The organism is Mesorhizobium sp. WSM4836, assembly GCF_055811815.1.
In genome coordinates this window covers 65,454-88,915 of record NZ_JBVVQF010000001.1, presented here as the reverse complement: position 1 = coordinate 88,915, position 23,462 = coordinate 65,454, and the positions used below count along the sequence as shown (strand labels likewise).

The 23,462-nt window shown below is 61.1% G+C and carries 28 protein-coding genes and 2 tRNA genes; 9 read left to right on the top strand and 21 right to left on the bottom strand.

Annotated elements, in window-relative coordinates:
• Positions 1-124: 124 nt before the first annotated feature.
• The 10 genes from AC0L2P_RS00445 to AC0L2P_RS00400 form a co-directional block, all read right to left on the bottom strand.
• Positions 125-200 (bottom strand) — tRNA-Phe (locus AC0L2P_RS00445).
• A 381-nt stretch (positions 201-581) separates the two neighbouring features.
• On the bottom strand, positions 582-767 hold the full coding sequence (yacG, locus tag AC0L2P_RS00440; protein WP_473499143.1) for a DNA gyrase inhibitor YacG: 186 nt from the start codon (positions 765-767) through the stop codon (positions 582-584).
• Positions 764-1,393 carry a Maf-like protein gene (locus AC0L2P_RS00435; protein ID WP_473499141.1) on the bottom strand — a complete coding sequence of 210 codons (630 nt, stop codon included), beginning with the start codon at positions 1,391-1,393 and terminating at the stop codon, positions 764-766. The genes yacG and AC0L2P_RS00435 overlap by 4 nt, the downstream gene beginning before the upstream one ends.
• Before the next feature lie 25 nt (positions 1,394-1,418).
• Positions 1,419-1,637, bottom strand: a complete 219-nt coding sequence (gene infA / locus AC0L2P_RS00430) for a translation initiation factor IF-1 (RefSeq protein ID WP_006200926.1) — start codon at positions 1,635-1,637, stop codon at positions 1,419-1,421.
• An 89-nt stretch (positions 1,638-1,726) separates the two neighbouring features.
• Positions 1,727-2,182: an arsenate-mycothiol transferase ArsC gene (locus AC0L2P_RS00425; RefSeq protein WP_473499636.1), complete on the bottom strand. Its 456-nt coding sequence runs from the start codon at positions 2,180-2,182 to the stop codon at positions 1,727-1,729.
• Between the two features lie 30 nt (positions 2,183-2,212).
• Positions 2,213-2,698 (bottom strand): UPF0262 family protein, encoded by a 486-nt coding sequence (locus tag AC0L2P_RS00420; RefSeq protein WP_473499139.1) that lies wholly within the window; start codon positions 2,696-2,698, stop codon positions 2,213-2,215.
• 2 nt (positions 2,699-2,700) lie between these two features.
• Positions 2,701-3,993: a histidinol dehydrogenase gene (gene hisD / locus AC0L2P_RS00415; RefSeq protein WP_473499137.1), complete on the bottom strand. Its 1,293-nt coding sequence runs from the start codon at positions 3,991-3,993 to the stop codon at positions 2,701-2,703.
• A gap of 4 nt (positions 3,994-3,997) precedes the next feature.
• Complete coding sequence (locus AC0L2P_RS00410) at positions 3,998-4,432, bottom strand: DUF2948 family protein (RefSeq protein ID WP_473499135.1); 435 nt, start codon at positions 4,430-4,432, stop codon at positions 3,998-4,000.
• 93 nt (positions 4,433-4,525) lie between these two features.
• Positions 4,526-5,818 carry a UDP-N-acetylglucosamine 1-carboxyvinyltransferase gene (murA, locus tag AC0L2P_RS00405; protein ID WP_473499133.1) on the bottom strand — a complete coding sequence of 431 codons (1,293 nt, stop codon included), beginning with the start codon at positions 5,816-5,818 and terminating at the stop codon, positions 4,526-4,528.
• 157 nt (positions 5,819-5,975) lie between these two features.
• The gene (locus tag AC0L2P_RS00400; protein WP_473499131.1) at positions 5,976-6,194 is read right to left on the bottom strand and encodes a hypothetical protein; all 219 of its coding nucleotides are present in this window, start codon (positions 6,192-6,194) and stop codon (positions 5,976-5,978) included.
• A 172-nt stretch (positions 6,195-6,366) separates the two neighbouring features.
• Between AC0L2P_RS00400 and AC0L2P_RS00395 the strand changes: the two genes are divergently transcribed.
• From AC0L2P_RS00395 to AC0L2P_RS00385, 3 genes are all read left to right on the top strand, one after another.
• A tRNA-Thr gene (locus AC0L2P_RS00395) sits at positions 6,367-6,441 on the top strand.
• 320 nt (positions 6,442-6,761) lie between these two features.
• Positions 6,762-7,709, top strand: coding sequence for a ketopantoate reductase family protein (locus AC0L2P_RS00390; RefSeq protein ID WP_473499129.1), 948 nt, complete (start codon positions 6,762-6,764; stop codon positions 7,707-7,709).
• On the top strand, positions 7,706-8,437 hold the full coding sequence (locus AC0L2P_RS00385) for a class I SAM-dependent methyltransferase (protein WP_473499127.1): 732 nt from the start codon (positions 7,706-7,708) through the stop codon (positions 8,435-8,437). Before AC0L2P_RS00390 ends, AC0L2P_RS00385 begins: the two co-directional genes overlap by 4 nt.
• On the opposite strand, the gene AC0L2P_RS00380 is transcribed toward AC0L2P_RS00385, so the two are convergent.
• Complete coding sequence (locus tag AC0L2P_RS00380; RefSeq protein WP_473499125.1) at positions 8,434-8,661, bottom strand: hypothetical protein; 228 nt, start codon at positions 8,659-8,661, stop codon at positions 8,434-8,436. The genes AC0L2P_RS00385 and AC0L2P_RS00380 overlap by 4 nt on opposite strands.
• A 68-nt stretch (positions 8,662-8,729) precedes the next feature.
• Positions 8,730-9,347 carry a cupin domain-containing protein gene (locus AC0L2P_RS00375; RefSeq protein ID WP_473499123.1) on the bottom strand — a complete coding sequence of 206 codons (618 nt, stop codon included), beginning with the start codon at positions 9,345-9,347 and terminating at the stop codon, positions 8,730-8,732.
• An 829-nt stretch (positions 9,348-10,176) separates the two neighbouring features.
• On the opposite strand from AC0L2P_RS00375, the gene AC0L2P_RS00370 reads away from it, so the two are divergent.
• From AC0L2P_RS00370 to AC0L2P_RS00360, 3 genes are all read left to right on the top strand, one after another.
• A complete protein-coding gene (locus tag AC0L2P_RS00370) occupies positions 10,177-11,001 on the top strand; it encodes a DUF1194 domain-containing protein (RefSeq protein ID WP_473499121.1) in 825 nt (274 codons plus the stop codon).
• A 718-nt stretch (positions 11,002-11,719) separates the two neighbouring features.
• Positions 11,720-12,097, top strand: coding sequence for a hypothetical protein (locus AC0L2P_RS00365; protein ID WP_473499119.1), 378 nt, complete (start codon positions 11,720-11,722; stop codon positions 12,095-12,097).
• Between the two features lie 272 nt (positions 12,098-12,369).
• The gene (locus tag AC0L2P_RS00360) at positions 12,370-12,840 is read left to right on the top strand and encodes a group I truncated hemoglobin (RefSeq protein ID WP_473499117.1); all 471 of its coding nucleotides are present in this window, start codon (positions 12,370-12,372) and stop codon (positions 12,838-12,840) included.
• A gap of 85 nt (positions 12,841-12,925) precedes the next feature.
• Here AC0L2P_RS00360 and AC0L2P_RS00355 read toward each other — a convergent pair whose 3' ends face one another.
• The 8 genes from AC0L2P_RS00355 to AC0L2P_RS00320 form a co-directional block, all read right to left on the bottom strand.
• Entirely contained in the window at positions 12,926-13,519 is a 594-nt protein-coding gene (locus tag AC0L2P_RS00355) for an SOS response-associated peptidase (RefSeq protein WP_473499116.1), read from the bottom strand.
• 76 nt (positions 13,520-13,595) lie between these two features.
• Positions 13,596-13,853 carry a hypothetical protein gene (locus tag AC0L2P_RS00350; RefSeq protein ID WP_473499114.1) on the bottom strand — a complete coding sequence of 86 codons (258 nt, stop codon included), beginning with the start codon at positions 13,851-13,853 and terminating at the stop codon, positions 13,596-13,598.
• Positions 13,854-14,132: 279 nt separating this feature from the next.
• Positions 14,133-14,726 carry a hypothetical protein gene (locus tag AC0L2P_RS00345; protein WP_473499112.1) on the bottom strand — a complete coding sequence of 198 codons (594 nt, stop codon included), beginning with the start codon at positions 14,724-14,726 and terminating at the stop codon, positions 14,133-14,135.
• A gap of 449 nt (positions 14,727-15,175) precedes the next feature.
• Positions 15,176-15,376: a CsbD family protein gene (locus tag AC0L2P_RS00340; protein WP_473499110.1), complete on the bottom strand. Its 201-nt coding sequence runs from the start codon at positions 15,374-15,376 to the stop codon at positions 15,176-15,178.
• A 239-nt stretch (positions 15,377-15,615) separates the two neighbouring features.
• Positions 15,616-16,497 (bottom strand): YihY/virulence factor BrkB family protein, encoded by an 882-nt coding sequence (locus AC0L2P_RS00335; protein WP_473499109.1) that lies wholly within the window; start codon positions 16,495-16,497, stop codon positions 15,616-15,618.
• A 175-nt stretch (positions 16,498-16,672) separates the two neighbouring features.
• Entirely contained in the window at positions 16,673-17,077 is a 405-nt protein-coding gene (locus AC0L2P_RS00330; protein WP_473499107.1) for a TadE/TadG family type IV pilus assembly protein, read from the bottom strand.
• Positions 17,067-17,486: a TadE/TadG family type IV pilus assembly protein gene (locus AC0L2P_RS00325; protein ID WP_473499105.1), complete on the bottom strand. Its 420-nt coding sequence runs from the start codon at positions 17,484-17,486 to the stop codon at positions 17,067-17,069. Before AC0L2P_RS00325 ends, AC0L2P_RS00330 begins: the two co-directional genes overlap by 11 nt.
• Positions 17,487-17,512: 26 nt before the next feature.
• Entirely contained in the window at positions 17,513-18,748 is a 1,236-nt protein-coding gene (locus AC0L2P_RS00320; protein ID WP_473499103.1) for a pilus assembly protein TadG-related protein, read from the bottom strand.
• Between the two features lie 262 nt (positions 18,749-19,010).
• On the opposite strand from AC0L2P_RS00320, the gene AC0L2P_RS00315 reads away from it, so the two are divergent.
• The gene (locus AC0L2P_RS00315) at positions 19,011-20,336 is read left to right on the top strand and encodes an NAD(P)H-dependent oxidoreductase (protein WP_473499101.1); all 1,326 of its coding nucleotides are present in this window, start codon (positions 19,011-19,013) and stop codon (positions 20,334-20,336) included.
• 301 nt (positions 20,337-20,637) lie between these two features.
• On the opposite strand, the gene proC is transcribed toward AC0L2P_RS00315, so the two are convergent.
• Positions 20,638-21,453 carry a pyrroline-5-carboxylate reductase gene (gene proC / locus AC0L2P_RS00310; RefSeq protein ID WP_473499099.1) on the bottom strand — a complete coding sequence of 272 codons (816 nt, stop codon included), beginning with the start codon at positions 21,451-21,453 and terminating at the stop codon, positions 20,638-20,640.
• A 224-nt stretch (positions 21,454-21,677) separates the two neighbouring features.
• Between proC and AC0L2P_RS00305 the strand changes: the two genes are divergently transcribed.
• Positions 21,678-22,352: a hypothetical protein gene (locus AC0L2P_RS00305; protein WP_473499097.1), complete on the top strand. Its 675-nt coding sequence runs from the start codon at positions 21,678-21,680 to the stop codon at positions 22,350-22,352.
• A gap of 209 nt (positions 22,353-22,561) precedes the next feature.
• The gene (gene folD / locus AC0L2P_RS00300; protein WP_473499095.1) at positions 22,562-23,461 is read left to right on the top strand and encodes a bifunctional methylenetetrahydrofolate dehydrogenase/methenyltetrahydrofolate cyclohydrolase FolD; all 900 of its coding nucleotides are present in this window, start codon (positions 22,562-22,564) and stop codon (positions 23,459-23,461) included.
• Position 23,462 lies beyond the last annotated feature (1 nt).

Below are 23,462 nucleotides of genomic sequence, written 5' to 3'. Positions count from 1 at the left end.
GGACCAACTACGCCGAAATCCCACAAAACCCGACCAACCGCGCCTTGCGTGCCAAAATCACCAATGATTCCAGCTAGTTGAGCGTAGATGCTTCGGCGAAAGAGACTGTCGGGAGAAGGGGGGATGGTGCCCAGAGGCGGATTCGAACCACCGACACGCGGATTTTCAGTCCGCTGCTCTACCAACTGAGCTATCTGGGCCTGCTCCGGCGGGCGGCAATCTGCACACCGGGTTCATGAAAGCGCCGTCGGCACCCCTTGAAAGCGCGTGGGTTATAGCACGGGAATCCGGCCTGTCCAGCGCTTAGAGCATGATCCCGAAAAGTGGAATCCGGTTTTCGGAAAAAGATCATGCTCGGACAAAAAGCATGATCCCGAAAAGTGGAATCCGGTTTTCGGAAAAGATCATGCCCAAAGAAAACGCCAGAGCCTGTTCCGTCCGACACTACCCGGATGGAACAGGTTCTGGACATTGTTCAGGCGGGAAACGACAGGCAGGCCGCAAGGCCGATCATCGATCACGATCGCGGCTGCGAAACCGTCCCTAGCCTGTGGAAAAACCGCAGGCGGACGGCGCTATTTCTAGTCGTCGTTGTCGTCCTCGTCGTCGCGGCCCGGGATGACGTAGACGCCCTTCAGCCAGCGGTTGAGGTCGATGTCCTTGCAGCGCGTCGAGCAGAACGGGTAGGTTTCCCGCGCTGATGGCTTGCCGCATTCGGGGCAGGGCCGCCTGGGCCGCAACGGCGTGACCTTGTCGTCCGGGCTCATGGCCGCGCACCCGATAGCCAGTTGGCGTGCACCTTGAATCCTTCGCCGCTGAGCAGCGCTACCGTCTCGTAAAGCGGCAGGCCGACGACGTTGGTGTAGGAGCCGACAAGCTTGACGACGAAGGCGCCGGCAAGCCCCTGGACGGCATAGCCGCCGGCCTTGCCGCGCCATTCCCCCGACGCGATGTAAGCCTCGATCTCCTCGCGCGGCAGCCGCTTGAAGCGCACCCTGGTCTCGACCAGCCGCAAGCGCTGCTTGCCGCCAGGCGTGATCAGGCAAATGCCGGAATAGACCCGGTGCGAACGGCCGGACAACAGCCCAAGGCAGTTGGCGGCGTCGTCGAGCGTCTCGGCCTTGGGCAGGATGCGCCGCCCGACGGCAACCACCGTGTCGGCGGCCAGCACGAAGCTCGGTGCGTAGTCGGGTTCAGTCTTCAGCGAGGCCAGCGCCTTCTCGGCCTTCTGCGTCGCCAGGCGCTTGGCCAGCGAGCGCGGGTGTTCGGCGCGCAGCGGCGTCTCGTCGACATCGGCCGGCAGCACGCGGTCCGGCTCTATGCCGGCTTGCTGCAACAGCTCGATCCGGCGCGGCGAACCCGAGGCAAGCACGAGCTTCTGCAAAATGCCCATGGCGATCCCGGCCGGGTCCTTGAACTTACTTGAAGCGGTAGGTGATGCGGCCCTTGGTCAGGTCGTAGGGCGTCATCTCGACCAGGACCTTGTCGCCCGTCAAAACGCGGATGCGGTTCTTGCGCATGCGGCCGGCCGTATGGGCGATGATTTCATGCTCGTTTTCGAGCTTGACCCTGAACATCGCGTTGGGCAACAATTCCGTCACGACACCCGGAAACTCGAGGACTTCTTCCTTCGGCATTCGATACCTTTGCTTGGATGGGTACTTCCGGCGCCCCGGCCGGAAAGTTGCGCGGAACCTATATGATAAACGTCGGCTTGTGAACATGCTTAATCCGCGGCGTTTTCAGCCCCGTTGCCAAGAAAACGGCGGCCGATCCGCGCCTTCAGCCGCTCGCGTACGTCGCGATAGGCAGCCATGATCTGCTCGCGCGTGCCGCTGACGCCGGTCGGGTCGGGCATCGGCCAATACTCGACCTCGACGGCCAGCGAGCGGGTGAGTTCGAGCGCGGTGTGGTGGGCTTCCGGAGCCAGCGTGACGATCAGGTCGAAATAATCGTCCTCGAGGTCGTCCATCGTTCTCGGGTGCCGTTCGCCGAGCGACAGCCCTTCTTCGGCCAGCACGGCATCGACGAACGGATCGCGTTCGCCGCCGCGCACCCCAGCCGAGGCGACGAAGGTGGTAGGCGGAAGCACCTTGCGCGCAAGCAGTTCGGCCATCGGCGAGCGCACGGCATTCATGCCGCAGACAAACAGGATCGACCGGGGCAGGATCGACCGGGGCAGGATCGGGCTGGGCAGCGGGGCGGCCAGGTTTCAGCCTCGCCAGTGCAGCACGCAAACCAGCGTGAACAGCCGGCGCGCCGTGTCGAAATCGATGTCGATCTTGCCGGCAAGCCGGTCCATCAGCGTCTGCGAGCCTTCATTGTGCAGGCCGCGCCGGCCCATGTCGATCGCCTCGATATGGCTGGGCGTCGCGGTGCGGATGGCGTCGTAATAGCTTTCGCAGATCATGTAGTAATCCTTGACGATGCGCCGAAGCGGCGTCAGCGACAGGATGTGGGTGACCACGGTTGCGCCGTCCTCGCGCGTCACCGCGAATACCAGCCGCGACTCGGCCAGCGACAATTTCAGCCGGTATGGCCCGGCGCCGTCGTCATTGACCGGCTGGAAGCGGTTCTCCTCGATCAGATCGAAGATTGCCACCGCCCGCTCATGCTCGATATCGGGCGTCGAGCGGCCGATCGTCTCGTCGAGCTCGACATCGATCAGCCTCGCGCGGGTTTGGTCGTAGTCGGACATTTCTACATGTTCAGCCGTATGGCGACGGAGCGTCCATGTGCGTCGAGGCCTTCCGCCTTGGCAAGCGTGATCGCCGCCGGCGCCAGCGCCCGCAACTGCTCCGGCCCGAGCTTGAGGATCGAGGTGCGCTTGACGAAATCGAGCACCGAAAGACCGGACGAAAAGCGCGCCGAGCGCGCCGTCGGCAGCACGTGGTTGGAACCGGCGACATAGTCGCCGATAGCTTCCGGCGTGTGGCGGCCGAGAAAGACCGCACCGGCATTGCGCATCCGCGCCAGGAAGGCCTCTGGGTCGTCGATGGCAAGCTCGACATGTTCGGCCGCGATGCGGTCGACCAGCGGCAGTGCCGCCTCGATCGTCGGCACCAGGATCACGGCGCCGAAATCGCGCCAGCTCGCCGCCGCCGTTTCTCCGCGCGGCAGGTTCTGCAACTGGCGTTCGACCGCCTGTTCGACCGCTGCGCCAAAGGCAGCATCGTCGGTGATCAGGATCGACTGCGCCGACACGTCATGCTCGGCCTGGGCGAGCAGGTCGGCTGCGATCCAGTCAGGATCGTTGCTGCCGTCGGCCACGACCAGCACTTCCGACGGGCCGGCGATCATGTCGATGCCGACCGTGCCGAACACCTGGCGCTTGGCCGCCGCGACATAGGCATTGCCGGGGCCGACGATCTTGGCGACGGGCTTTATCGTCGCGGTACCATAGGCAAGGGCGGCGATCGCCTGGGCGCCGCCGACGCGGTAGATTTCGGAGACGCCGGCAAGATCGGCCGCCACCAGCACCAGCGGCGGCACCTCGCCGCCGGAGGCCGGCACCACCATGGCGATGCGCTCGACGCCGGCGACCTTGGCCGGCACGGCGTTCATCAGCACCGAGCTCGGATAGCTCGCCGTCCCCCCCGGCACATAGAGCCCGACCGCCTCGATCGCCGTCCAGCGCGAGCCGAGCTCGACACCTGCGGCATCCGTATAGCGATCATCTTTAGGCATCTGCCGCTGGTGGTGGGAGCGGATGCGCTCGCGCGCGAATTTCAGCGCCACGACCGTCTGTGGATCGGCGGCATCGTAAGCTTTGGCAATGTCGTCCCTGGAGACGGCGATCCCGAGCCTGGCGAGGTCGCCGCCGCCGAATTTCTGCGTGTATCCGATAAGCGCCGCGTCGCCCTCGGCGCGCACCTTGGCGATGATCTCGCGCACCACGGTGTCGACATCGGCCGAGACTTCCCGCTTGGTCAGCAGGAACGCGGCAAAGCGCTGCTCGAAATCGGCGTCGGACTGGCGTAGCGTGATGGCCATCGGTTCAAACCCTGTGGACCGGGCGCGACGTCGCTTCCCAGGCGCCGCCGACATCGGCAAGCCGCGCCTCGATGCATTCGACATCGAGCATGATTGCGCCGCCGCCCGAAAAGATCAGCTCGACGATGCCGGCCGGCTTGTCGAGCGCGAGAAAGCTGATCGCCAGTAGCGACAGCACGTCGTCGGGCTTGTCGCGGGCAATGCCGCTGGTCTTGGCGCCGAGCACCCGGTCGAAATGCAGCACGGCCTGCCGCCGCTCATTGTGCTGGCGCAACAAGCCGGATTTCACCTCCCAGACGAAGCGGTTCATGGTCAGCACGAAGCGCTTTACCGAAGGCAGGTATTCGAGATCGCTGACCTTCATCACGGCATCCTGGACATGCGCCGAGATGATGCTCAGATCCTGATCGTCGAGCGCGACAAGCTTAAGGCCATTCATGCGGAATTCGCACCTGCGAAGGTTTACATTTGGCCTTCTGTTAGGCGGTCTCGGCGATCCGCGCAACCGGACCGCAAGCCTTGCGGAAAGGCTCTAGCCCGAAATGCGCTCGATCTCCGCGCCGCAGCCGGACAGCTTTTCCTCCAGCCGCTCGAAGCCGCGGTCGAGATGATAGACACGGTTGACCGTGGTTTCGCCTTCGGCCGCAAGGCCGGCGATGACCAGCGACACCGAGGCGCGAAGGTCGGTCGCCATGACCGGCGCGCCCTTCAGCTTCGCCACCCCGTCGACGATCGCCGTCTGGCCGGACAGCGTGATGTGGGCGCCGAGCCGGGCGAGTTCCTGGACGTGCATGAAGCGGTTTTCGAAGATCGTCTCGGTGATGCGAGACTTGCCCTTGGCCATTGTCATCAGGCCCATGAACTGCGCCTGCAGATCGGTCGGGAATGCCGGGAAGGGCGCCGTCGTCACGTCGACCGGCGAAATGCCGGCACCGTTGCGCCTGACGCGGATGCCGGAATTGGTCTGCGTGATCTCGGCACCGGTCTGCGAAATGATGTCCAGCGCCGTCTGCAACAGCTCGGGCCGCGCGCCTTCCAGCACGACGTCGCCGCCGGTCATCGCCACCGCCATCGCATAGGTGCCGGTCTCGATACGGTCGGGGATCACTCTGACGCGGGCGCCCGACAGCGCCTCAACGCCGTCGATGGTGATGGTCGCCGTGCCGGCGCCGGAGATCTTCGCGCCCATGGCGTTGAGGCATTCGGCGAGGTTGACGATCTCCGGCTCGCGCGCGGCGTTTTCCAGCACCGTCTCACCCTTTGCCAGCGAGGCCGCCATCATCAGCACATGGGTGGCGCCGACCGAGACTTTCGGGAACACGTAGCGGTTGCCGACAAGCCGGCCGTTCCTGGTCTTGGCGATGACATAGCCGGTGTCGACGTCGATATCGGCGCCCAGCGCCTGCAGGCCTTCGAGGAACAGGTCGACCGGGCGCGTACCGATGGCGCAGCCGCCGGGCAGCGACACCTTGGCCTCGCCCATGCGGGCCAGCAGCGGGCCGATCACCCAGAACGACGCCCGCATCTTCGACACCAGCTCGTAAGGCGCGGTGGTGTCGACGATGTTGCGGGCCGAGAAAGTGATGGTCCGCGAATAGCCTTCCTGCTGCTTTTCGCGGCGGCCATTGACCGAATAGTCGACGCCGTGATTGCCGAGGATGCGGATCAGCTGCTCGACATCGGCCAGATGCGGCACGTTTTCCAGCGTCAGCGTATCATCGGTTAAAAGCGAGGCGATCATCAGCGGCAGCGCGGCGTTTTTCGCGCCCGAGATCGGGATGCTTCCGGCAAGCTTGTTGCCGCCGACAATTCTGATGCGATCCATGAAGAGCGTCCCCTCGGCGCAAAGGCCGGTTTAAATCGGTTGAGTGTGTTGCGGCCCGTCTAGACCATTGGCCGGCTTGGTTCAAGAAACAGGCTATTCCCCACTTTGGCCCACGCCGACTTGCCAAAATATCGGCGACCAACATAGCCGATTCGCATTAATCTTTTTTCATCGCCGCCTGCAGCCCCTCTGGCCGCTCGTCGGCCTCGCCAGCGCGCCGCTTGTCGGCGTCGCCGATCCGTCGCGAGCGCGATTGCGCCTTGCGCTTCTGCAAATTGGCGCGCAACTGCTCGGCCAGCCGGTCCTTGCGACCGGCCTTTTTCGCTGGATCATCCTTCTTCGGTGGCTTGTTCGGAGAAACTATCTTGCCGTTCATCGTTCCGTCCCTGGCGGCGACCCGCCGGTGCGGATCAAGGGATAGCGAACATTGTGGCACGGCCATGTCCGCAGCAACCGCCTGGTGCGGCCTTTCAACCCGGCCCCGTTTGTGCCCCTTGTCTTGGCCTTGCGCTTGCCGGTTCGATATGGCAGAAGCCCCGCCATCGGCGGCTGCGGTAGCTCAGTGGTAGAGCACTCCCTTGGTAAGGGAGAGGTCGAGAGTTCAATCCTCTCTCGCAGCACCAGCTTATCCCTTTGAAATCGCTCAAGCGTTTGACGCGCAAGGCGTCTTGTCCATTCTGATGTTACAAATCGTGTAACAAAATGGAAGGAATCGATGGCGGGGCGAGTTCGAAATCTCCTTAATCGCGACGGCCGCTACTTTGCTCGGCTTGTGATCCCGAAGGACCTTCGGTCCCTTTCTTCCACCGTGATCGTGACGTTTGGCCAGAACCGGACGTTCGCCCAGTTCGGCTCGCGGGATGGCGTGAGAAATTGGTCCGTGTCGTAACGGGGCACAGGTGCTATCCTAACAGAGGCTAATGTTGGGACCGAGAGCACAACGATGCAAGTCGCGATGATGGGTTCGGGGGGAATTGGCGGGTATCTCGGGGCGCGGCTCGCGCAGGCCGGGGAAGATGTCGCGTTCATCGCACGTGGCGCGCACCTGGAAGCAATGCGTCGGCACGGTTTGCGGTTGGAGAGCCCGCTCGGCAACATCACGCTGCCCCAGGTAATGGCGACCGAAACACCCGCAGATATCAGCTTGGTCGATATCGTCGTATTCGCAGTCAAACTTTACGATATCGAAAAAGCGGCTGCGGCGATAGTGCCGCTGGTTGGGCCAGGGACGAGAATCCTGACACTTCAGAACGGCATAGACAGCACCGATATTCTTGCTCGATTTGTGCCACGTTCGCAAATTGTCGGGGGCGCAGCTTATGTTTCAGTTCACCTCCAAGAGCCCGGCCTTGTCGTCCACCGTGGCGGCGTCACCCAGTTCATAATCGGCGGACGCGGTGATGCTAGGATGGAACTGTTAAGAGACGCATGTAGTCGCGCCATCGGCGTCGAACTGCAGACGATTGATGACGTCGATCAGGTGCTCTGGACCAAGTTCGTCACGCTTTGCGCCTTTTCTGGCGCGACCAGCCTGATACGCGCCGGTATTGGTCCGATCTTGGCCGATTCTGAATCCCGAATCTTCATAGAACAGTTGCGGGACGAAGGAATGGCGGTGGCGTCGGCGGCGGGCCACCCCATGGCGGAAGGATATGCTGAGAACGCGATATCGCTATGGCGAACCTTTCCGCCCGAGACCCAAGCCTCGATGGCCATCGATTTCTCCCGAGGCAAGCCGACCGAACTCGCATGGCTGTCGGGGCGCCTACACGCGCTCGGCAATGAGCTTGGCGTGCCGACGCCGGCTCACACGGCCGTATACCGCGCACTGCATTTGCATGCTGAAGGTTCCGAATTATCGCGGAGCGACAGTTTGGAGGGGAACAAATGAGAACGGGTCGAAATGCAGACACACCTTCGCTCGGCGCCGAGGACAACCAGGCGCTGTTTAACAGGCAGTTGGCAGCTTACCGAAAGATCGTCGGCGAAAACCTCATGTTTCATCGTGAGGTCTATGGCCTCCTTCGCGACGTGCTTTGTCAACAAATGCCGAAACCGTTTAAGTTTCTTGATATCGCTTGTGGGGACGCAATGGCGTCGGCGGAGGCGCTCAAAGGAACCTCTGTCGAGCACTATTACGGCATCGACCTTTCTGCACAGTCGTTGGAACTCGCGAGCGAAGCGCTGAAGGTATTGGCATGTCCTGTCGAGCTACGATGTTGCGATTTCGTTGAAGCGCTGTCCGATTGGACCGTGCCAGTCGACGTGGTGTGGATTGGAATGTCGCTTCATCATCTGCAGCCTGAAGGGAAGGCTCGGTTGATGAGAGATGTGCACGATGCGTTGAACCGAGGTGGCATATTCCTGATCTGGGAGCCCACACTGCTTGACGGAGAAAACCGAGCTGAATGGCTCGACCGATTTTCGGCGTGTCGGGTTACGTTTGCAGCGGTGACAGATGGCGAATTCGCCGCGATGGAGAGCCACATGCGCTTGGCTGACTTTCCTGAGCCGGCCGACACTTGGACGGCGATGGGCCATCAAGCTGGATTTACCAATGCAGAGCAACTGTTCATGATGCCAAACCGACTAGGGAGAGTTTTCAAGTATTGGAACTAGATCGTCGCGGTGGCATTGGCTGCGATGACGATTGCCAGCGGCGCAAGGCGTGGCTCCTCTGCGTGTCCAAAGGGTAGCCGACGGCCCGGTAGGGTTTTAACAAAAGGTGCTGGCGCGTCCTCATATGAGCCGTTCTTGCGTTCCACTTCTGAGAGAATGGTGCCGATGGCGTTGAGGTCAAAACCCAACACCCTGAACGACCGGAGTTCGACCCGGGCAGACATTCGCAGCTCGTTGACTGGCTGTCTGCAACAGATCGAGAGCGGAAGTACCACCCCGGGGAAATGTCGCCTCAGTCGAGGCTGGCCGGCGACGAGAACGGCTGATTGGCGTCGACCACGAAGATGGCCAACTCATCGAGATCGGTTGTGCCGGCGCTGAACACCTCCATAGGCGTGTTGGCCCCGTGTCCGATCATAGCCGTGCCAGCTTCAGCATAGGTCGTTCCGTGGGGCGTTTTCTGGCCGACCTTGCCGGCCAGCACATAGAAGGCCTCCGGTCCCGGATGCGTATGGATTTTCGTCTTGACGCCGGGGGCTCCACCGGCGCGGTTGACACGCAGCAAATACTCGCTTGCGCTGATCGGAGGGATCGGTCCGATCTCGACGACCTTGGTTCCGCCAGTCGTAGAGCCATCCTTCGGTCCAAGCGTGAACAGCCAGACCTTGCCTGCGATCTCCGCCGCAAGCGAGGTCGGGCCTGCAGCGCTTTGGGCCTCCGCCAGCGTTGGCAGATTATCCAGCCGCCAGTACAACGGTCCGGCGGGCAGTTCCTTCACCTTTTTCTCAACCACCGGCTCGACGGCGAATTTGCTGTCTGCGGGCATTGAGGCTGACGTCATCAGCCCGAAAGCACACACCGAGAACATAAGCAGGCCAATACGGCGGGCGCTGAGGGCATGCGGCTTCATGGTTGGTCCTCCCTTTCATGGTCGTCCCCTCGACCCAATATTAGCTATAGCACATGTACCGCCTTACGGCACGAACCAAGTTTCGGGCCAGCTAAAGCGCCTGCCGCTAAAGAAGACTGTTCATGATGCCAAACCGTCCAGCGAGAGTTTTCAAGTATTGGAACTAGGTCGTCGCGGTGGCATTGGCTGCGATGACGAGTGCCAGCGGCGCAAGGCGTGGCTCCTCTGCGTGTCCAAAGGGTAGCCGACGGCCCGTTAGGGTTCGACGCGGTTTGCCCCCAGGCTGCTCGGCGTGAGTTCAACGATCCAGCCGTCCAAATCGGCCTGCGGATGGCAGCCTTTGGGCGCCGGCCCGGCATGCTCCTGGACCCGGCTTGCAGAGCCGTTCCCGCATCTCGCAATTTTTCGGACGCAGCGCGGCTCCCGGCTCACGTGGCGTCGGGCGGTGCAAGAAAACAGTTCTCATGCTCTTCGGTCGGATGAAGGCAAATATGATAATTGCCATCCTGGGACGGAATCTCATCACCATACGGAATGAAGTATCGCTGCTGCCGCGTGATCTTCCGATGATCCCCAGGCCTTAGGATGACAACCCAGCCACCGGGACGAACATGAACCGCCCGCGCGTTCTTGCGTTCCGCTCCGGCATGCTGCCGACCCGTGCTGCCCCATTTTGTTGACTCTTGAAATAGGTACAGCTAATATAGAAATAGCTAATGTAGGAGAGTAGGCTCCTTTATCTCTCAACTACTTGAGTTCCTTCCACAACTAATTGAAGTCAGCGATTAACCGCCCCAGAGTTCCATAGGCTCATGAGGACAGATGGGAAATGCAATCCCTTTCCTTTAGCGCCCTGATCGTAGGATTGCTGAGATTTGTGCTGATCTCTGTCCAGTATATTCACGGAAACCCATACACGAACGCTCGTTCTCCTCATGAAATTCGCGAGAAGGTTGTCCCTGGGAATCCGACTGATGAAGTCGATGTCGCAATCGTTCTCGCGGCCGACATGTCCGGCTCCATCAATCACATAGAGGCAAGGCTACAACGCGAGAGCTATGCGGCTGCTTTGGAATCAGCGACCGTGCTTAACGTGATCAAAGAGGGTATGCACGGCAAGATCGCCGTCACCTTTGTCGAATGGTCAAGCCGCGGCTCCTTGGAAACCCGGGTGGGCTGGACCATTCTTTCTGATGCAAAGGATGCGGCCGTCATCGCTGAGGCACTCCGGAAGAAGTCAGAATGGCCACGCTCTGGTCCGCACGGATCGAATACGTCGATCTCATACGCGATCGACGCCTCCGTGGACGCCTTTGACAAACTGCCTGTCCCAACGTTGCGCAGAATCATCGATATTTCAGGCGACGGATCAAACAATGACGGAACGTCCGTCGAGGACAGCCGCCAGAGAGCACTCCAGAAAGCCATCGTGATCAATGGTCTTCCGATAGGCGCCGACGTTGAGAATGGAGAGACGACGATGGAATATTATGAGCGGCACGTGATCGGAGGACCCGGCTCGTTCGTCATTCCCGCCGACAGTGCCGCTGCCTTTCAATCGGCAATAATCAGGAAGTTAATTCGAGAAGTGAGTTCCGCCTCCGGCAAAGCACGTTCTTGGACGGACCCTGCGGTCTGCTCGACGGAGCTCTGAAAATAGTCCAACAGTTGACGGGCTGTCGCTGATTGAACGTTACTTAAGAAAGATTCGAGCGATTTTGGGGGGATCCAAAATCGGCTAGGCGCTGATCTCGAAGCAAAACGGTAGCCCTGATTAGGGTTCGAAGTAGTCTTGCCTGTGTCTGACGTGAGTCCAACAGTCCAGCCGTCCAAAATCGGTCCGCGCATGGCAGCCAGAGCCGTTCGGGCGGGCGCTCGAAAATGCCTGAGGTGCCAAGCATCTCGCCATGCTGAGAGAATGCCAAAGGTCGAGGCACAGCTCGCGCTCGCATGCGCGGCGAAAGCATTCTGGTTTGCCCCTGCTGCTGCCGGCTGAACAAGCTCCAGTCGGGAACAATCACTTAACGACTCGCGTTTCTTGGTAGGGCGCGCATTTGTACACGGCAGCGGGCCTCGAAGGCTCGCTCATGTCGCGCCAGCGTTTCAATCGCACTCGCCTCAGCCCTCACGATTTGGCTATTTGTGAACGCGTGTTTGATCGGGTTTGCACAGATGAGCGTATCGACCCTCTAAGTCTTGATGCCGAAGCCTTGGCGGTGATGATTGTCGCAATCTTCCGAAACTTGACTACCAATGAGCGCGAACTGCTCGAGGAAGTTAGGTCTCTTCGTCGCTCAAAAGGCACAGAGAAGGCGCACTAGCCTGGCGGCGTTCCCGGGCGAATTGGTCTAGTCCCGCTTTGGCACAGCCGTTTGGCATCTGAATTGCTCATTGAGAATCGCCAGAGTGTAGCCAGCGAGCTTGCGAAGGGGATGGAAATGGAAATGGGCTTAGCCAAAGACTTATCGGATGTCGCGCTCACATTCGAATGTCCGGATTGCTCGCATCCGGCGGTAAGAAAGGGCTCTGCGCTAAGAACGATCGCGCACTTCAAATGCGCCGGGTGCAACGCAAAGGTGCGGATCACCTATCCGCAGAAGCTGGCGATCTTCGAAAAGCACAGGCTATTGGCCGCAGGCGGCCGCCGCGAGCGAGCCAAGGAATACTACGGTGCCGGCAACATCGGTCGGCCCGCCGATGCGGCCGAAGTGGCTTCGCGACCTCTGCCGCGTGCAGCGACACGTGCTTGAGCCTTCCTCATCCGCGCGGCCTTCGCCCTTTTTACGCGTGTTGACCATGACAATGCGGTCAAGCGGAATAATTCCGGCGAACGGCTCGTTAGTTCCTTAGACGATGCTAAAATATGGCAAAGTGTCCGAATGTCACTTCATGAAGCCCGCCAGACCGGCTGCGGCTCGCTCTGGCCTAACCTCGAAGGGAACCAGGGATGAAAATTTCGACCTCTTTGACAAGACGAAATGTTGTCGCCGCGCTGACGCTGGCCGCCGCATCGACGGCGGTTTTGCCTGCCGACAAGGCGCTTGCCCAGGCCAAGAAAACCACATCCGAGAAAACTCTGTATGAGCGGCTGGGGGGCGTGTTCGCCATCGCGGCGGTGATCGATCATTTCAGCGACGCCGTCGTGAAGAACCCGATCGTCGGCAAGAAGTCCAAGAATCCACAATTGCGCAAATGGCACACCAAGAACCTGGAAAGGTTGCCCGGCCTCAAATTCATGCGCACGCTGTGGGTCTGCGACGTTTCTGGTGGGCCCTTCAAGTTCGTCGCCACCAAGCCCGGCACGACGCCGCTCGGCCTCGAAGAGGCGCATCGCGATCTGCGGATCTCCCCCGCGGAATTCGATGAGGTCGCAGCGGAACTCGGGCGGACCTTAGATCATTTCAAAATTCCGAAGCCTGAGAAAACCGAAGTCCTGGAGGCTTTCGCCGCGCACAAAGACGAGGTCACAGCCGGCTACGTCAAGCGGGGCTGAAGCGCTTAGGTCGTGCGGGCATTCGTTCCGAGCATGGCGCGCGTCGCCGTGACTATGCGGCGCGGCCGTAGCTCGGCGAGCAGTCCTACGCCGAACCGGCCCGAGCTGTCTCCACTCTGAGCGACCCTTCCGGCAGCGGCCGCAGGAGTTCAGACTCGGACCTCGTCAGATGGATCCACGCCGCCCAGTCCGATGGCCGCAGCACAACCACTTGCCGGTTGTGATATGGCGCCACGTCCGGCCCCGGCTCGCTCGTCAGCATCGTGAACGTCGGCGGCTTGTTGCCGACACCCTCGCGCCACAGCCCGGCAATCGCCATGAACGAATGGCCGGTCAGCGTGAACCTGTGCTTGGTTTTTGGATATTTCGTTCCCGTGAATTCGAAGAATGCCGAGGCCGGAACGAGGCAGCGCTTGCTGTTGCCGAACTGCCGGCCCTCGGAGCGAAAGTTGAATACAGGTCCGCCTTTTGGCCCGGCCGGAGGAAAGCCGAACGTCATCGACGCCAGTTCGATTGTGTCGCCGGCAACCCGCATCACGGGTGCGGGGTCATTGATGTGGATATCGTCTGCCTGCGGCAGATCCAGTTCGGTTTGATGGCTGGGGATTTTGAGCGCCAGCGATTCCATCATCCGGCAATACTCGGCCCAGGCGATGTGCTGCTCGTAGTCATTGCACATGAAAGGGCTCCGCTCGCTCGACCGAAATCAGTTCAACATAGCGTTTTGCGCGATTGCTGGCGGATTTGACATAGGCCTATTTGGGCCGGCGTGCGGCAGCGATGGCCTGCAACAGATTGATGCTGTTCACGTCGGGTTGACTGGAGCCGGCAACGGCAAGTGCTGCGGCTTCGGCTATTTTCGCGACGTCGTCGCTGCTGATTGTTCCATGCTTTTCCAGCAGATTTACAAGTTCGACAACGAGAAGAAAGGCGTTCACGCCATATCGTTCGGCTTTGAGCTCGAACTCGCCCCGAGCCAATCTCTCCGCGTCCCCCTCAGCCCGTTTGTCCACCTTGGCGTCCTCTCCTATGGCTACAAGCTATAAACGCTTAGCACGAATGGTTTAATCCTTCGAACTGGCCGCACCTTTGGCCAGTTGCCAATTGCCGGGAGCTCGGCGCCGTGTCGCCGGTGGCAAGGGCATGGGTTCAGCCAAGGATGAGACCTGCCAATAGAACTGTAAGAAAAAGGGACAGCACGACGGCAAGCAGCCCGCATGCTTCCAAAGTGTTAGTTTGCCAAGCTTTCGTCGGGCGCCCTCGGTTTGAATTCCTGCTTCGCGAAACAAACTTCATCGGGCACCAGATCGGACGCGGGGCCGGCTTGAATTTGGCCACGCGGTCCTCTTCATCGGCCCGGCAGGCATGTCCGCGGAACTCCGGAGCACCGTATGCGCCGCGCCGGCCTGCTTTTCATCGACGCGGGCCATCACCAGTACGACACCCTCCGCGATCTTCGGCTTGCGCGACTTCTGCGCGAAATTGGCGAAAGTTCCAAGAAGCACGCCGGCAAAGCCGCCCCAGGCCGCACCGACCAGGGCCATGCCGGCCATCCCGGCAGGATCAACGCCTTGAGCTCCAAAAGCGCTAAAACCGGCCAACAGACCGGCCGTCGCACCAAGTGCGGCGCCAGTACTTGCACCCCGCCAGAGAGCGCTCATCTCATCGTCGTAATATCCAGCAACGCTGATCGGTTCATCGTTGTCATTGTAAGATCCGACGACGCTGATCTGGCGGCGGCGAATCCCGGCAGCCTGAAGTCTGGCAACGGCACGAGCTGCCTGGGCATGGGAATTGAACAGTCTGCTGATCGTTTGCATTTGCGCCCAGGCCCGACGCTCGTTCGGAGCGTCGGGCCTCTCCTCCCTGGCCTTGAACTCTTCCACCGGGCGCATCTCCGTCGCGCCCAAAGCTCAGCACAACGTGAGCCAGCCGGCTACGTTCCTCAGCCGGGGCTTCGGTCCAATCCTTGAGTATTTTGCATGGGACCTAAGTCTGACCTGCTTGAGCGCAATGGACAGTGAGGCCACGCCGACAAGGGGGCCGCTGCCGAGTCGAAGAGAGGTCTACGACGCTATCGAAGACCCAAAAAGCTCAAAATGGCGATTACGATCACAATGGCGCCGACCAGCCAGATAATGTTGTTCATGATTGCACTCCTTCGTCTCGGGGCCGGGCGTACGCCGAGGCGAAGCCCGCCACGAAAGCAGAACGTTAGATGCAGCTAAAGGTTGCTCACGGGCCACGCTGTCGAAAGTGCCCGCCGCACGAAGCAGCACGGCGGGCGACGCAGAGTTTCACCCCGGTGGGAGAAGACGGGCGTTGCGTCCAAGGCTTAGCCGATGCTTCTGGACCAGTTATCTACTTGGCGCTCCGCCTCTTCCTTGGCGATGCCATATCGCTCCTGGATGCGGCCTGCCAACTGATCCCGGTTGCCCTCGATCCGATCGAGATCGTCGTCGGTGAGGTCACCCCACTGCTCTTTTGCCTTGCCTTTGAACTGTGTCCATTTTCCCTTGATTTGATCCCAGTTCATATGTTCCTCCTTGCTTCCTCGGCCCGCACCGAAGCGGAGCGCGGACCGATCGGTATTTCGATGTTGGTTATGAATGAAGATTAGCAGCCGCTAAAAGTTCCGGTGCCGGCGCAAAAAGCCCGCCGTGCCGGACTGCGAGCTGATGTTGATGATGCCGGAGTTTGATGCTCTCTTGCAGCGCCATCGAGGCGCCGGTGACCAGCGCCACCTTGCCGGCAGCGTCGAATTTCGGCGTGAACTCATTTGCCGTGCGGTGCCACCTTGTTCTTCAAATCGGTCCGGCTGCCGTGTCGGACCGAATAGGCTCGCGTGAATTCGGCGCCCAGGAGAAATATCTCGGCCGAATAATAGACCCATAACAGCACCACGAGCAGGGCGCCGGCCGCGCCGTATGACGATGAGATGGCGCTGGTTCCGATGTACCAGCCAATCAGCGACTTGCCGATTGTGAACAGAAACCCGGTGACCACGGCGCCGACGCCGACATCGCGCCATTGCAGGCTGCGATCGGGCAACACCTTGTAGATCGCGGCAAACAGCAGCGTGATCAGGGCAAACGAGACAATCCCGTTGATGGCGCTCAGGATGATGGTGCCGAACGGGAGATAGGCGTTGATGACTTCTCCGAGCGCCGAAATTGCGGCGCTCACAACCAGCGACACCAGCAGCAGGAACCCGAGGGCGGCGACTAGGCCAAGGCTCGCAATGCGTGCTCGAACCAGCCGTGAAATCGTTGCCCCGCTCGGTTTGACTTTCCAGATTTCGTTCAGCGCCAGCTGCATTTCGCCGAACACGCCGGATGCGGCAACGAACAGCGTGACCAGCCCCAGAATGCTGGCAAGGGTTCCCGCTTCCTTCTGCGAGGCGTTTTCGATCGTTGCCTGCAGCAGTTCGGCACTTTGCGGCCCCATCAGGCCGGCGATCTGTGCCGAAAGGGCGAGTTGCGCCGCCTCATGCCCGAAGGCCATGCCGGCGATAGCGACAACGATGAGCAGGATCGGTGCAAGCGAGGTCGTGGCATAAAACGCTATCGCCGCCCCATGGCTCAGCGCATTGTCCTCGATAAAGCCGAGAACGCTCTGCTTGAGAAGCCTCCAGCCCTCTGCTGCCAAACTCCACATGTGGCCCTCGCATGCTGTTAACAAACAAGTAGCGGCGGCGCGGCATTAGGCGAGGGGTGGGGGCTCGGCCGGAACAAAGCCGGTAACGGCATGCTGTACAAGGCGATCGGCTACAAGGCGGCGCTCAGCGAACAGCCCGCGAAAGGTCCCGCTCGACTGAGGCCAGGCCACATGCTCACAACGCGACCAATGGAACCACCACAGTTGTCGCATAATTTATCGGGTATCGATTGAAGTACGGGAACTCGATAACGAAAGCATACTTGGCCGTCAGATGTGCCATGCGAAAGCCGCCGCTCGGAGGATCGATCCCAATCGTCACTTCGACGTCTTTCAATCCCAAATCCAGTAATTTTTCCGTGGCGATGGCTTGGATTTGGGCCTGCGTCAGCGAGTTTTTCATTTGCAGCGCGCGCGAGGACGTTTCCAGCGTGTACCGAACACTCGACATGGCATTCAAGGCCCAGCCGAATGCGAAGATGCCGATCAAAAGCATTATCAGAACAGGCGCGATCAGCGCGAACTCCAGTGCAGCTCCGCCTGACGCCCCGCATATGAAGGCTCTCCGTTTAGCGAACACGAATCACCTGTTGGTGGCTGAGCGCGCGCGAGAGGGAAAACGCGCCGAAACTGAAGGGTGGGGACCAGGTGGCTGTCGCCTGTATTTCCACAAAGACGGCGGGAGCTTTCGAACTGTCGCACAGGACAGATGGATCGACCACGATGGTCCCGCACATATATTTTCGGCCCAGCGTCACCTGCGCGTCATCAGGATGGTTTTCCCAGCTCGAAAGGGCGACGACTTGGATAGTCGCGTCGTCGGCTGCGCCTTGCATTACTAGATTGGCCGCCGTTTTAACGCCGGCACGCATCGACAATGCGCTTGATACAAAAGACCAGCCGTCAATAATGCCGAGAAGTACCAGGCAAAGGATCGGCAGGACCAGCGCCAACTCGACCGCGGCCGCACCTGAATCGCTCCGGAACATCCGGACTGACATCCGTGCCACGAAGATTACTCGACAAGCTTTATGGATTGCGCGGCCGGAATGTCACGCATCCCGAGGCTCGTGCAATCCTGGCTGATGCTCGTATTGCCAGACCACTGCACGGTACCGGCGACAACCTGCGTGCAACCACCCTTGCCAGAGAAATTGCCGAGGTAATTGACTGCCTGGGTTGGAAAATACAGGGCGCCGGTCAAAAGCGAATCCGCCGTGCCATTGAACGTGTTCGATCCCAGCGGGTTACCCTTGTTGCCGTAAAACAGAACACCGGAATACGTGCCCGACGTCGGTGCGCTAAGCTTGATGGTGGCATTGCCGTTCATGCTGACGCCCGAGCTGCCGGCCAGATAGATGATGACCCCGTCGCCGGAGATATTCGCGTTCGAGTTCGCTTTGAAATCACCGCCTTGGATGACGTACACGCCGGGCGAGAGGACAACATTGCCGCTTAGGCTCAACCCGCTGCAGTATGTCCCGGGGGTCAGGGTCGACAATTTCGAGTTTTGACAGGGGGTTGTGGCTGATGGTGTCGGCAGGTCGATAAAGGGATCACCGGCGGGTAAGGCCTGGGTTATAGGGCTGGCGCAAACGGTTGTTACAGGGTTGTTCAACGAAACGCCGCCGGCTGATATGAGACAGTCGACCTGAAGGTTGGCCGATCCCTGAAGCTTGATAGCATCCGCGGCTATGGAATTGGACATCACGGAGCAGCCCGTCAGCTTTGTGGTCGAACTGCCGGAAAAGAGCACCGCTTTGGAAGCGGAAGGATCGCGCGCCTGCATGCAGGCCTTTGAAGCGTCGGTGATAAGAGCCACCGCCCTTGCCTGCGCGCCAACCGAGGTTTGGGTGAATATCGCCGTGAAAAATCGATCGAGATTTTGACGAACGATAATCTCGACCGCCTTTTTCGCGACATTCGGGCCGGAAGACGGAGGGGTGAAAACCTCGATCGTACCTGTTGACGGTTCCCAGCCGTTCGTCGTCGCCGACAGCGTCGCGGCGGAGACTATCGTTGGCTTGTCGGATCCCGAAACCTTTTCCAGAGCGCCGGCATAGGCTGCCGCGTCGGCCACCGCCTGTAATTTCAGGCTGCTATAGAACCAGTAGGACGTCTCGACACCGAGGCCGGCTGCACCGACGACAATCGGCAACGACAGGGCAAATATGGTAGCAACGTTGCCGCTCTCGCCGGTTCCTTGCAAAGAGCGGAACACACGCCTGAGAATACGGGCACGCCTTTCCATTTGCCTATTTAAGCAGCAACGACTGAAGGATTGCCTAATATTTTCCGTCCATTTGTTAGCCGGGCTCCTCGCTCTGGCGGCCCGTGTCGTTTTCTGCAGCCTCTCCCGCCCCCGTCGAATTGGTTGGCTGCTGCAAGATTGAGCCAATTGCGGTTTGGCATCACGCGCAAGAATTCGCCGCCGCCGGCCGGTTTCGATTGGCAAAGGGTTGCCGTTCCCTGCTATTCCCGCTTCAAATCAAAAAGCAGTGGACGTTTCCAGCATGACCAATGTCGCCTTGACCGGGCTTGCCCGCGATCTTGCCAAGCGCGCCGCGGAAGACCGCCCGGTGCGCATCGGCGTCATCGGTTCGGGCGAGATGGGCACCGACCTGGTGACGCAAGGCATGCTGATGCCGGGCATTTCGGTTTGCGCGATCTCGACGCGCCGCCCGCATACGGCGCGTGACGCCATCCGCATCGCCTATGGCGATGAGGCGATGGCAGCCGAAGCAGACAGCGCTTCGAAGGTCAGCCAGGCGATCGAGAGCGGCAAGATCGCAATCACCTCGAACGAGACACTGGTCACCAATCCCCTCATCGATGTCGTCATCGACGCCACCGGCAAGCCCGGCGTCGCCGCCGATTTCGACCTGATGGCGATGCAGCACGGCAAGCATCTGGTGATGATGAACGTCGAGGCCGACGTCACCATCGGCTGCTATCTGAAGCAGCAGGCCGACCAACTCGGTGTCGTCTATTCGGTCGGCGCCGGCGACGAGCCGTCGAGCTGCATGGAACTGATCGAGTTCGCCTCGGCGCTCGGCTACACCATCGTTTCCGCTGGCAAGGGCAAGAACAACCCTCTCAACCACGACGCCGTTCCAGACGACTACCGCGCGGAAGCGCTGCGTCGCAACATGAACCCGCGCATGCTGGTCGAGTTCGTCGACGGCTCCAAGACCATGGTCGAGATGTGCGCCATCGCCAACGCCACCGGGCTGGTGCCCGACGTTCCCGGCATGCACGGCCCCAAGGCCGACCGCGACGAACTGGTCAAGGTGCTGATCCCGCGCGAGCATGGCGGCATCCTGTCGAAGAAGGGCGTCGTCGACTACACCGTCGGCAAGGGCGTGGCGCCCGGCGTCTTCGTCATCGTCGAGGCGACGCATCCGCGCATCATCGAGCGCATGGACGATCTGCATATTGGCCACGGCCCCTATTACAGCTTCTTCAGGCCCTACCATCTGACCTCGCTGGAAGTGCCGCTGACGGCCGCCCGTATCGCGCTTTACGGCAGGCCCGACATGGTGCCGCTTCCGCGGCCGGTGGCCGAGGTCTGCGCCGTGGCCAAGCGCGATCTGGCGGCAGGCGAGGTTTTCGATGCGATCGGCGAGACCTGCTACCGCTCCTGGACCATGACCGTCGAACAGGCCCGCGCCCATCGCGCCGTGCCGGTCGGTCTGCTCGAAGGCGGCAAGGTGCTGAAACCGGTGAGGAAAGGCGAATTGCTCACCGCCGACAATGCCGCGCCCGACCCGACGACCAGGCTGTTCGCCTTACGCCGGCTGCAGGACGAGATGCTGTATGGGAATCTGGGTGATGGCTGAGGTGCGGGAACCCGAGTTGAAGCGGGAAAGTGGACGCCTTTCCCTGGCAGAGCGGGTCGCGGTCATTGCCGACGATCTCAAAGCCAAGGCGGGCAAGGACGGACGGCCGTGAACAAGGACGAGATCGACCACTTGTGGGGACATCGCTGATATTTTGTCGACATTCTAGGCTATCGCGATTTTGACGTCGGCAGGACAGAGGGGGGCGCGAAGGAGCGCTGCGTAGCGGCTTTTCTACGGCGGCTATTGCCCCTGAAACGCACGGCAGACCATTGCCGCCGACCGGCTTCTCCCAAAAGCCTTACTTCCCCAGCTCTATCGACCGCAGCCGCGCCGCTTCCACCGCTTCGGTTAGCAGTTGCGTCAGCCGGTTCTCGCCCATCAGTACGGCCAGTGCGGCGGCCGTCGTGCCGTTGGGGCTGGTCACTTGCTGCCTGAGCACGCCTGGCTCCTCGCCGCTTTCGGCGGCAAGCGAGGCGGCGCCATAGACCGTCTGCATGGCCAGGAGCTTTGCGACCTTGCCAGGCAGGCCGGCCTTCTCGGCCGCCACCGTCAGCGCTTCGATGAAATGGAAGATATAGGCCGGTCCCGACCCGGACACTGCCGTCACCGCATCCATCAGGCCCTCGCCATCGATATCGGCCACTTGCCCGCTCGCCGAAAGCAGGTCGGCGACAAGACGTTTGGTGTCGTCGGAGACCAGCCTGTTGGAAAACACCACCATCATGCCCTTGCCGATTGCCGCCGGCGTGTTGGGCATGCAGCGCACGATCGGCGCGCGGTCGCCGAGAATGCGTTCGAACGTGGCGATCGGCGTCCCGGCGGCGATGCTGAGGAAAGTGGTTCGGCCATCGTTGAAGCGGATGTAGCCAGCCGTCACGTCGCGGATCACCTGCGGCTTGACCGCAATGACGACGAGGGCCGGCACCGCGTCCGCCGGAATGACACCGGCATCCGCGGCAGCAGCGCAGCCCAGTGCTTCGGCACGCTTGCGCAACTCGGCATTGGGCTCGACCACGAACACCGCAGCCGGAGCGAGCTTGCCGGCTTTCAGCCAGCCCGAGAGCATGGCGTAGCCCATATTGCCGCAACCGGCGAGAACAAGCCTGATCGTCATCGAAGGCCTCCCATAGAGATGGCCTCCCATAGACGTTCGTGGAAGGGCGGGGAAGCCCCTGTTGGGACTGTGACCAGGCGGAACCCGGACCTGCGGTTGGGATGCGCATACAGTCGCGCAGGGGCGGGCCGACCAAATTAACCTTTTGTTTCCTGTGCCTGTTTAGCATCGCTTAACCAGTGGACGGTCGCTGCGTCCCAGCCCGAGGGAAAACTCCAGGAACCATGGCTTACAGGAATGATCGTGAACACTGGAGGAACGCCCGGTCCTTGCTGTCGCTCGTCGAGGCAGTGCGCGACGAAGACGAAGCATCGCTGGTTTCGCTAGAGGATCGTGCAGCCCCGTCATGGCGCGAGGATGCCGCCACACGCCATCGTCTCGCCCGCTCGCGCCGCGAAGCGCGTGCCAGTCCGATCCTGTTGGCAGCCGGCGGCATAAGCCAACCCCATCGTGACGAGCCAGAGGCCGGCAACATGCTGATGGAAGAGGCTGCAGCTGCCGATATAGTTTTCGACCCCGCTGGCTCCCTTGGCGGCCCCGATGCCGGTTCCGCCGAGGACAAAGCGTACCGGGCCGCGCGTACGGGGCCGATCGGTGCCGTGTTGTCGACGCTGAGCAGGCTCATTCCCGGCAGAGCGCCGGAGGAGATGGCGTCCGGCCAAACTTCCGCCGCGACAAATTCCAGCGCAAATATGCCGCCTGCCTTCCATCCGCAGCCGCTCAGTGCCGAACAGGCACCTTATCCGCAGCAACCCGCGCCGCCGCATTCGGCCCATGCTCAGGTCTCGGAAGCCGCCGATCAGCAAAGTCAGATCGAGGAAATCCGCGCCAGCCTGCGCGAATTCCGCGAGGCGGTTCGCGAGCTCACCGAAAACCGCACGCGCCGGCGCTATTTCTAAGCGTCGAATAAAGCATGCCGGTTTCGAGTTAACGGCATGGGACGGCGCATTGACGGGATTGCCCGGCTCGATTTTCGTGAAAATGCCGCGCTGCATGTTCGCCCGCCTGCGCATGGTTCTGGGCAACGACCTGCATAAAAGGTATCTGGAGCGCGCCGCATGGATGCTTTAACGCGGCAGACTTAGGCGATAGGCGTCGAGGGTGGTTCATGGCTGAGTTGATTGACGGAAAAAGCGTCGCCGAAGACGTGGTGCGGCGGGTCAAGGCCCTGACCGCCGAACTGGCGGAGAAGGGCGGGCGGCAGCCCGGTCTCGCAGTGGTCATCGTCGGCGAGGATCCGGCGAGCCAGGTCTATGTCGCCTCCAAATCCCGTACCGCCAAGCAATGCGGCTTCCATTCGGTTCAGCACACGCTGCCGGCTGAAACCTCCGAGCCGGACCTGTTGAAGATCATAGGCCAGCTCAACGCCGATCCGGCCATCAACGGCATTCTGGTGCAGCTTCCGCTTCCCGGCCATATCGATGCCGGCAAGATCATCCAGGCAATAGCGCCGGAGAAGGATGTCGACGGCTTCCACTTCATCAATGTCGGCAAGCTCGGCACCGGCGAGCTCGATACCGCCTTCGTACCTTGCACGCCGGCCGGCTCGATGCTGCTGATCGAACGGGTGCGTGGCGAGGACCTGTCCGGCCTCAATGCGGTCGTCGTCGGGCGCTCAAACATCGTCGGCAAACCGATGGCCAATCTGCTGCTTGCCGCCAACTGCACCGTCACCATCGCACACAGCCGCACCAGGGACCTGCCGGCGCTTGCCCGCACCGCCGATATTCTGGTCGCAGCCGTCGGCCGGCCTGAGATGGTGCGCGGCGACTGGGTCAAATCAGGCGCCACTGTCATCGACGTCGGCATCAACCGCATCGCGGCACCTGAAAAGGGCGAAGGCAAGACGCGCCTCGTCGGCGATGTCGCCTTTGCCGAAGCAGCGAAGGCGGCCGGCGCCATCACGCCGGTGCCTGGCGGCGTCGGACCGATGACCATTGCCATGCTGATGGCCAACACGCTAGCTTCCGCCTACCTCGCAGCCGGGTTGAAACGGCCTTCCTTCTGAC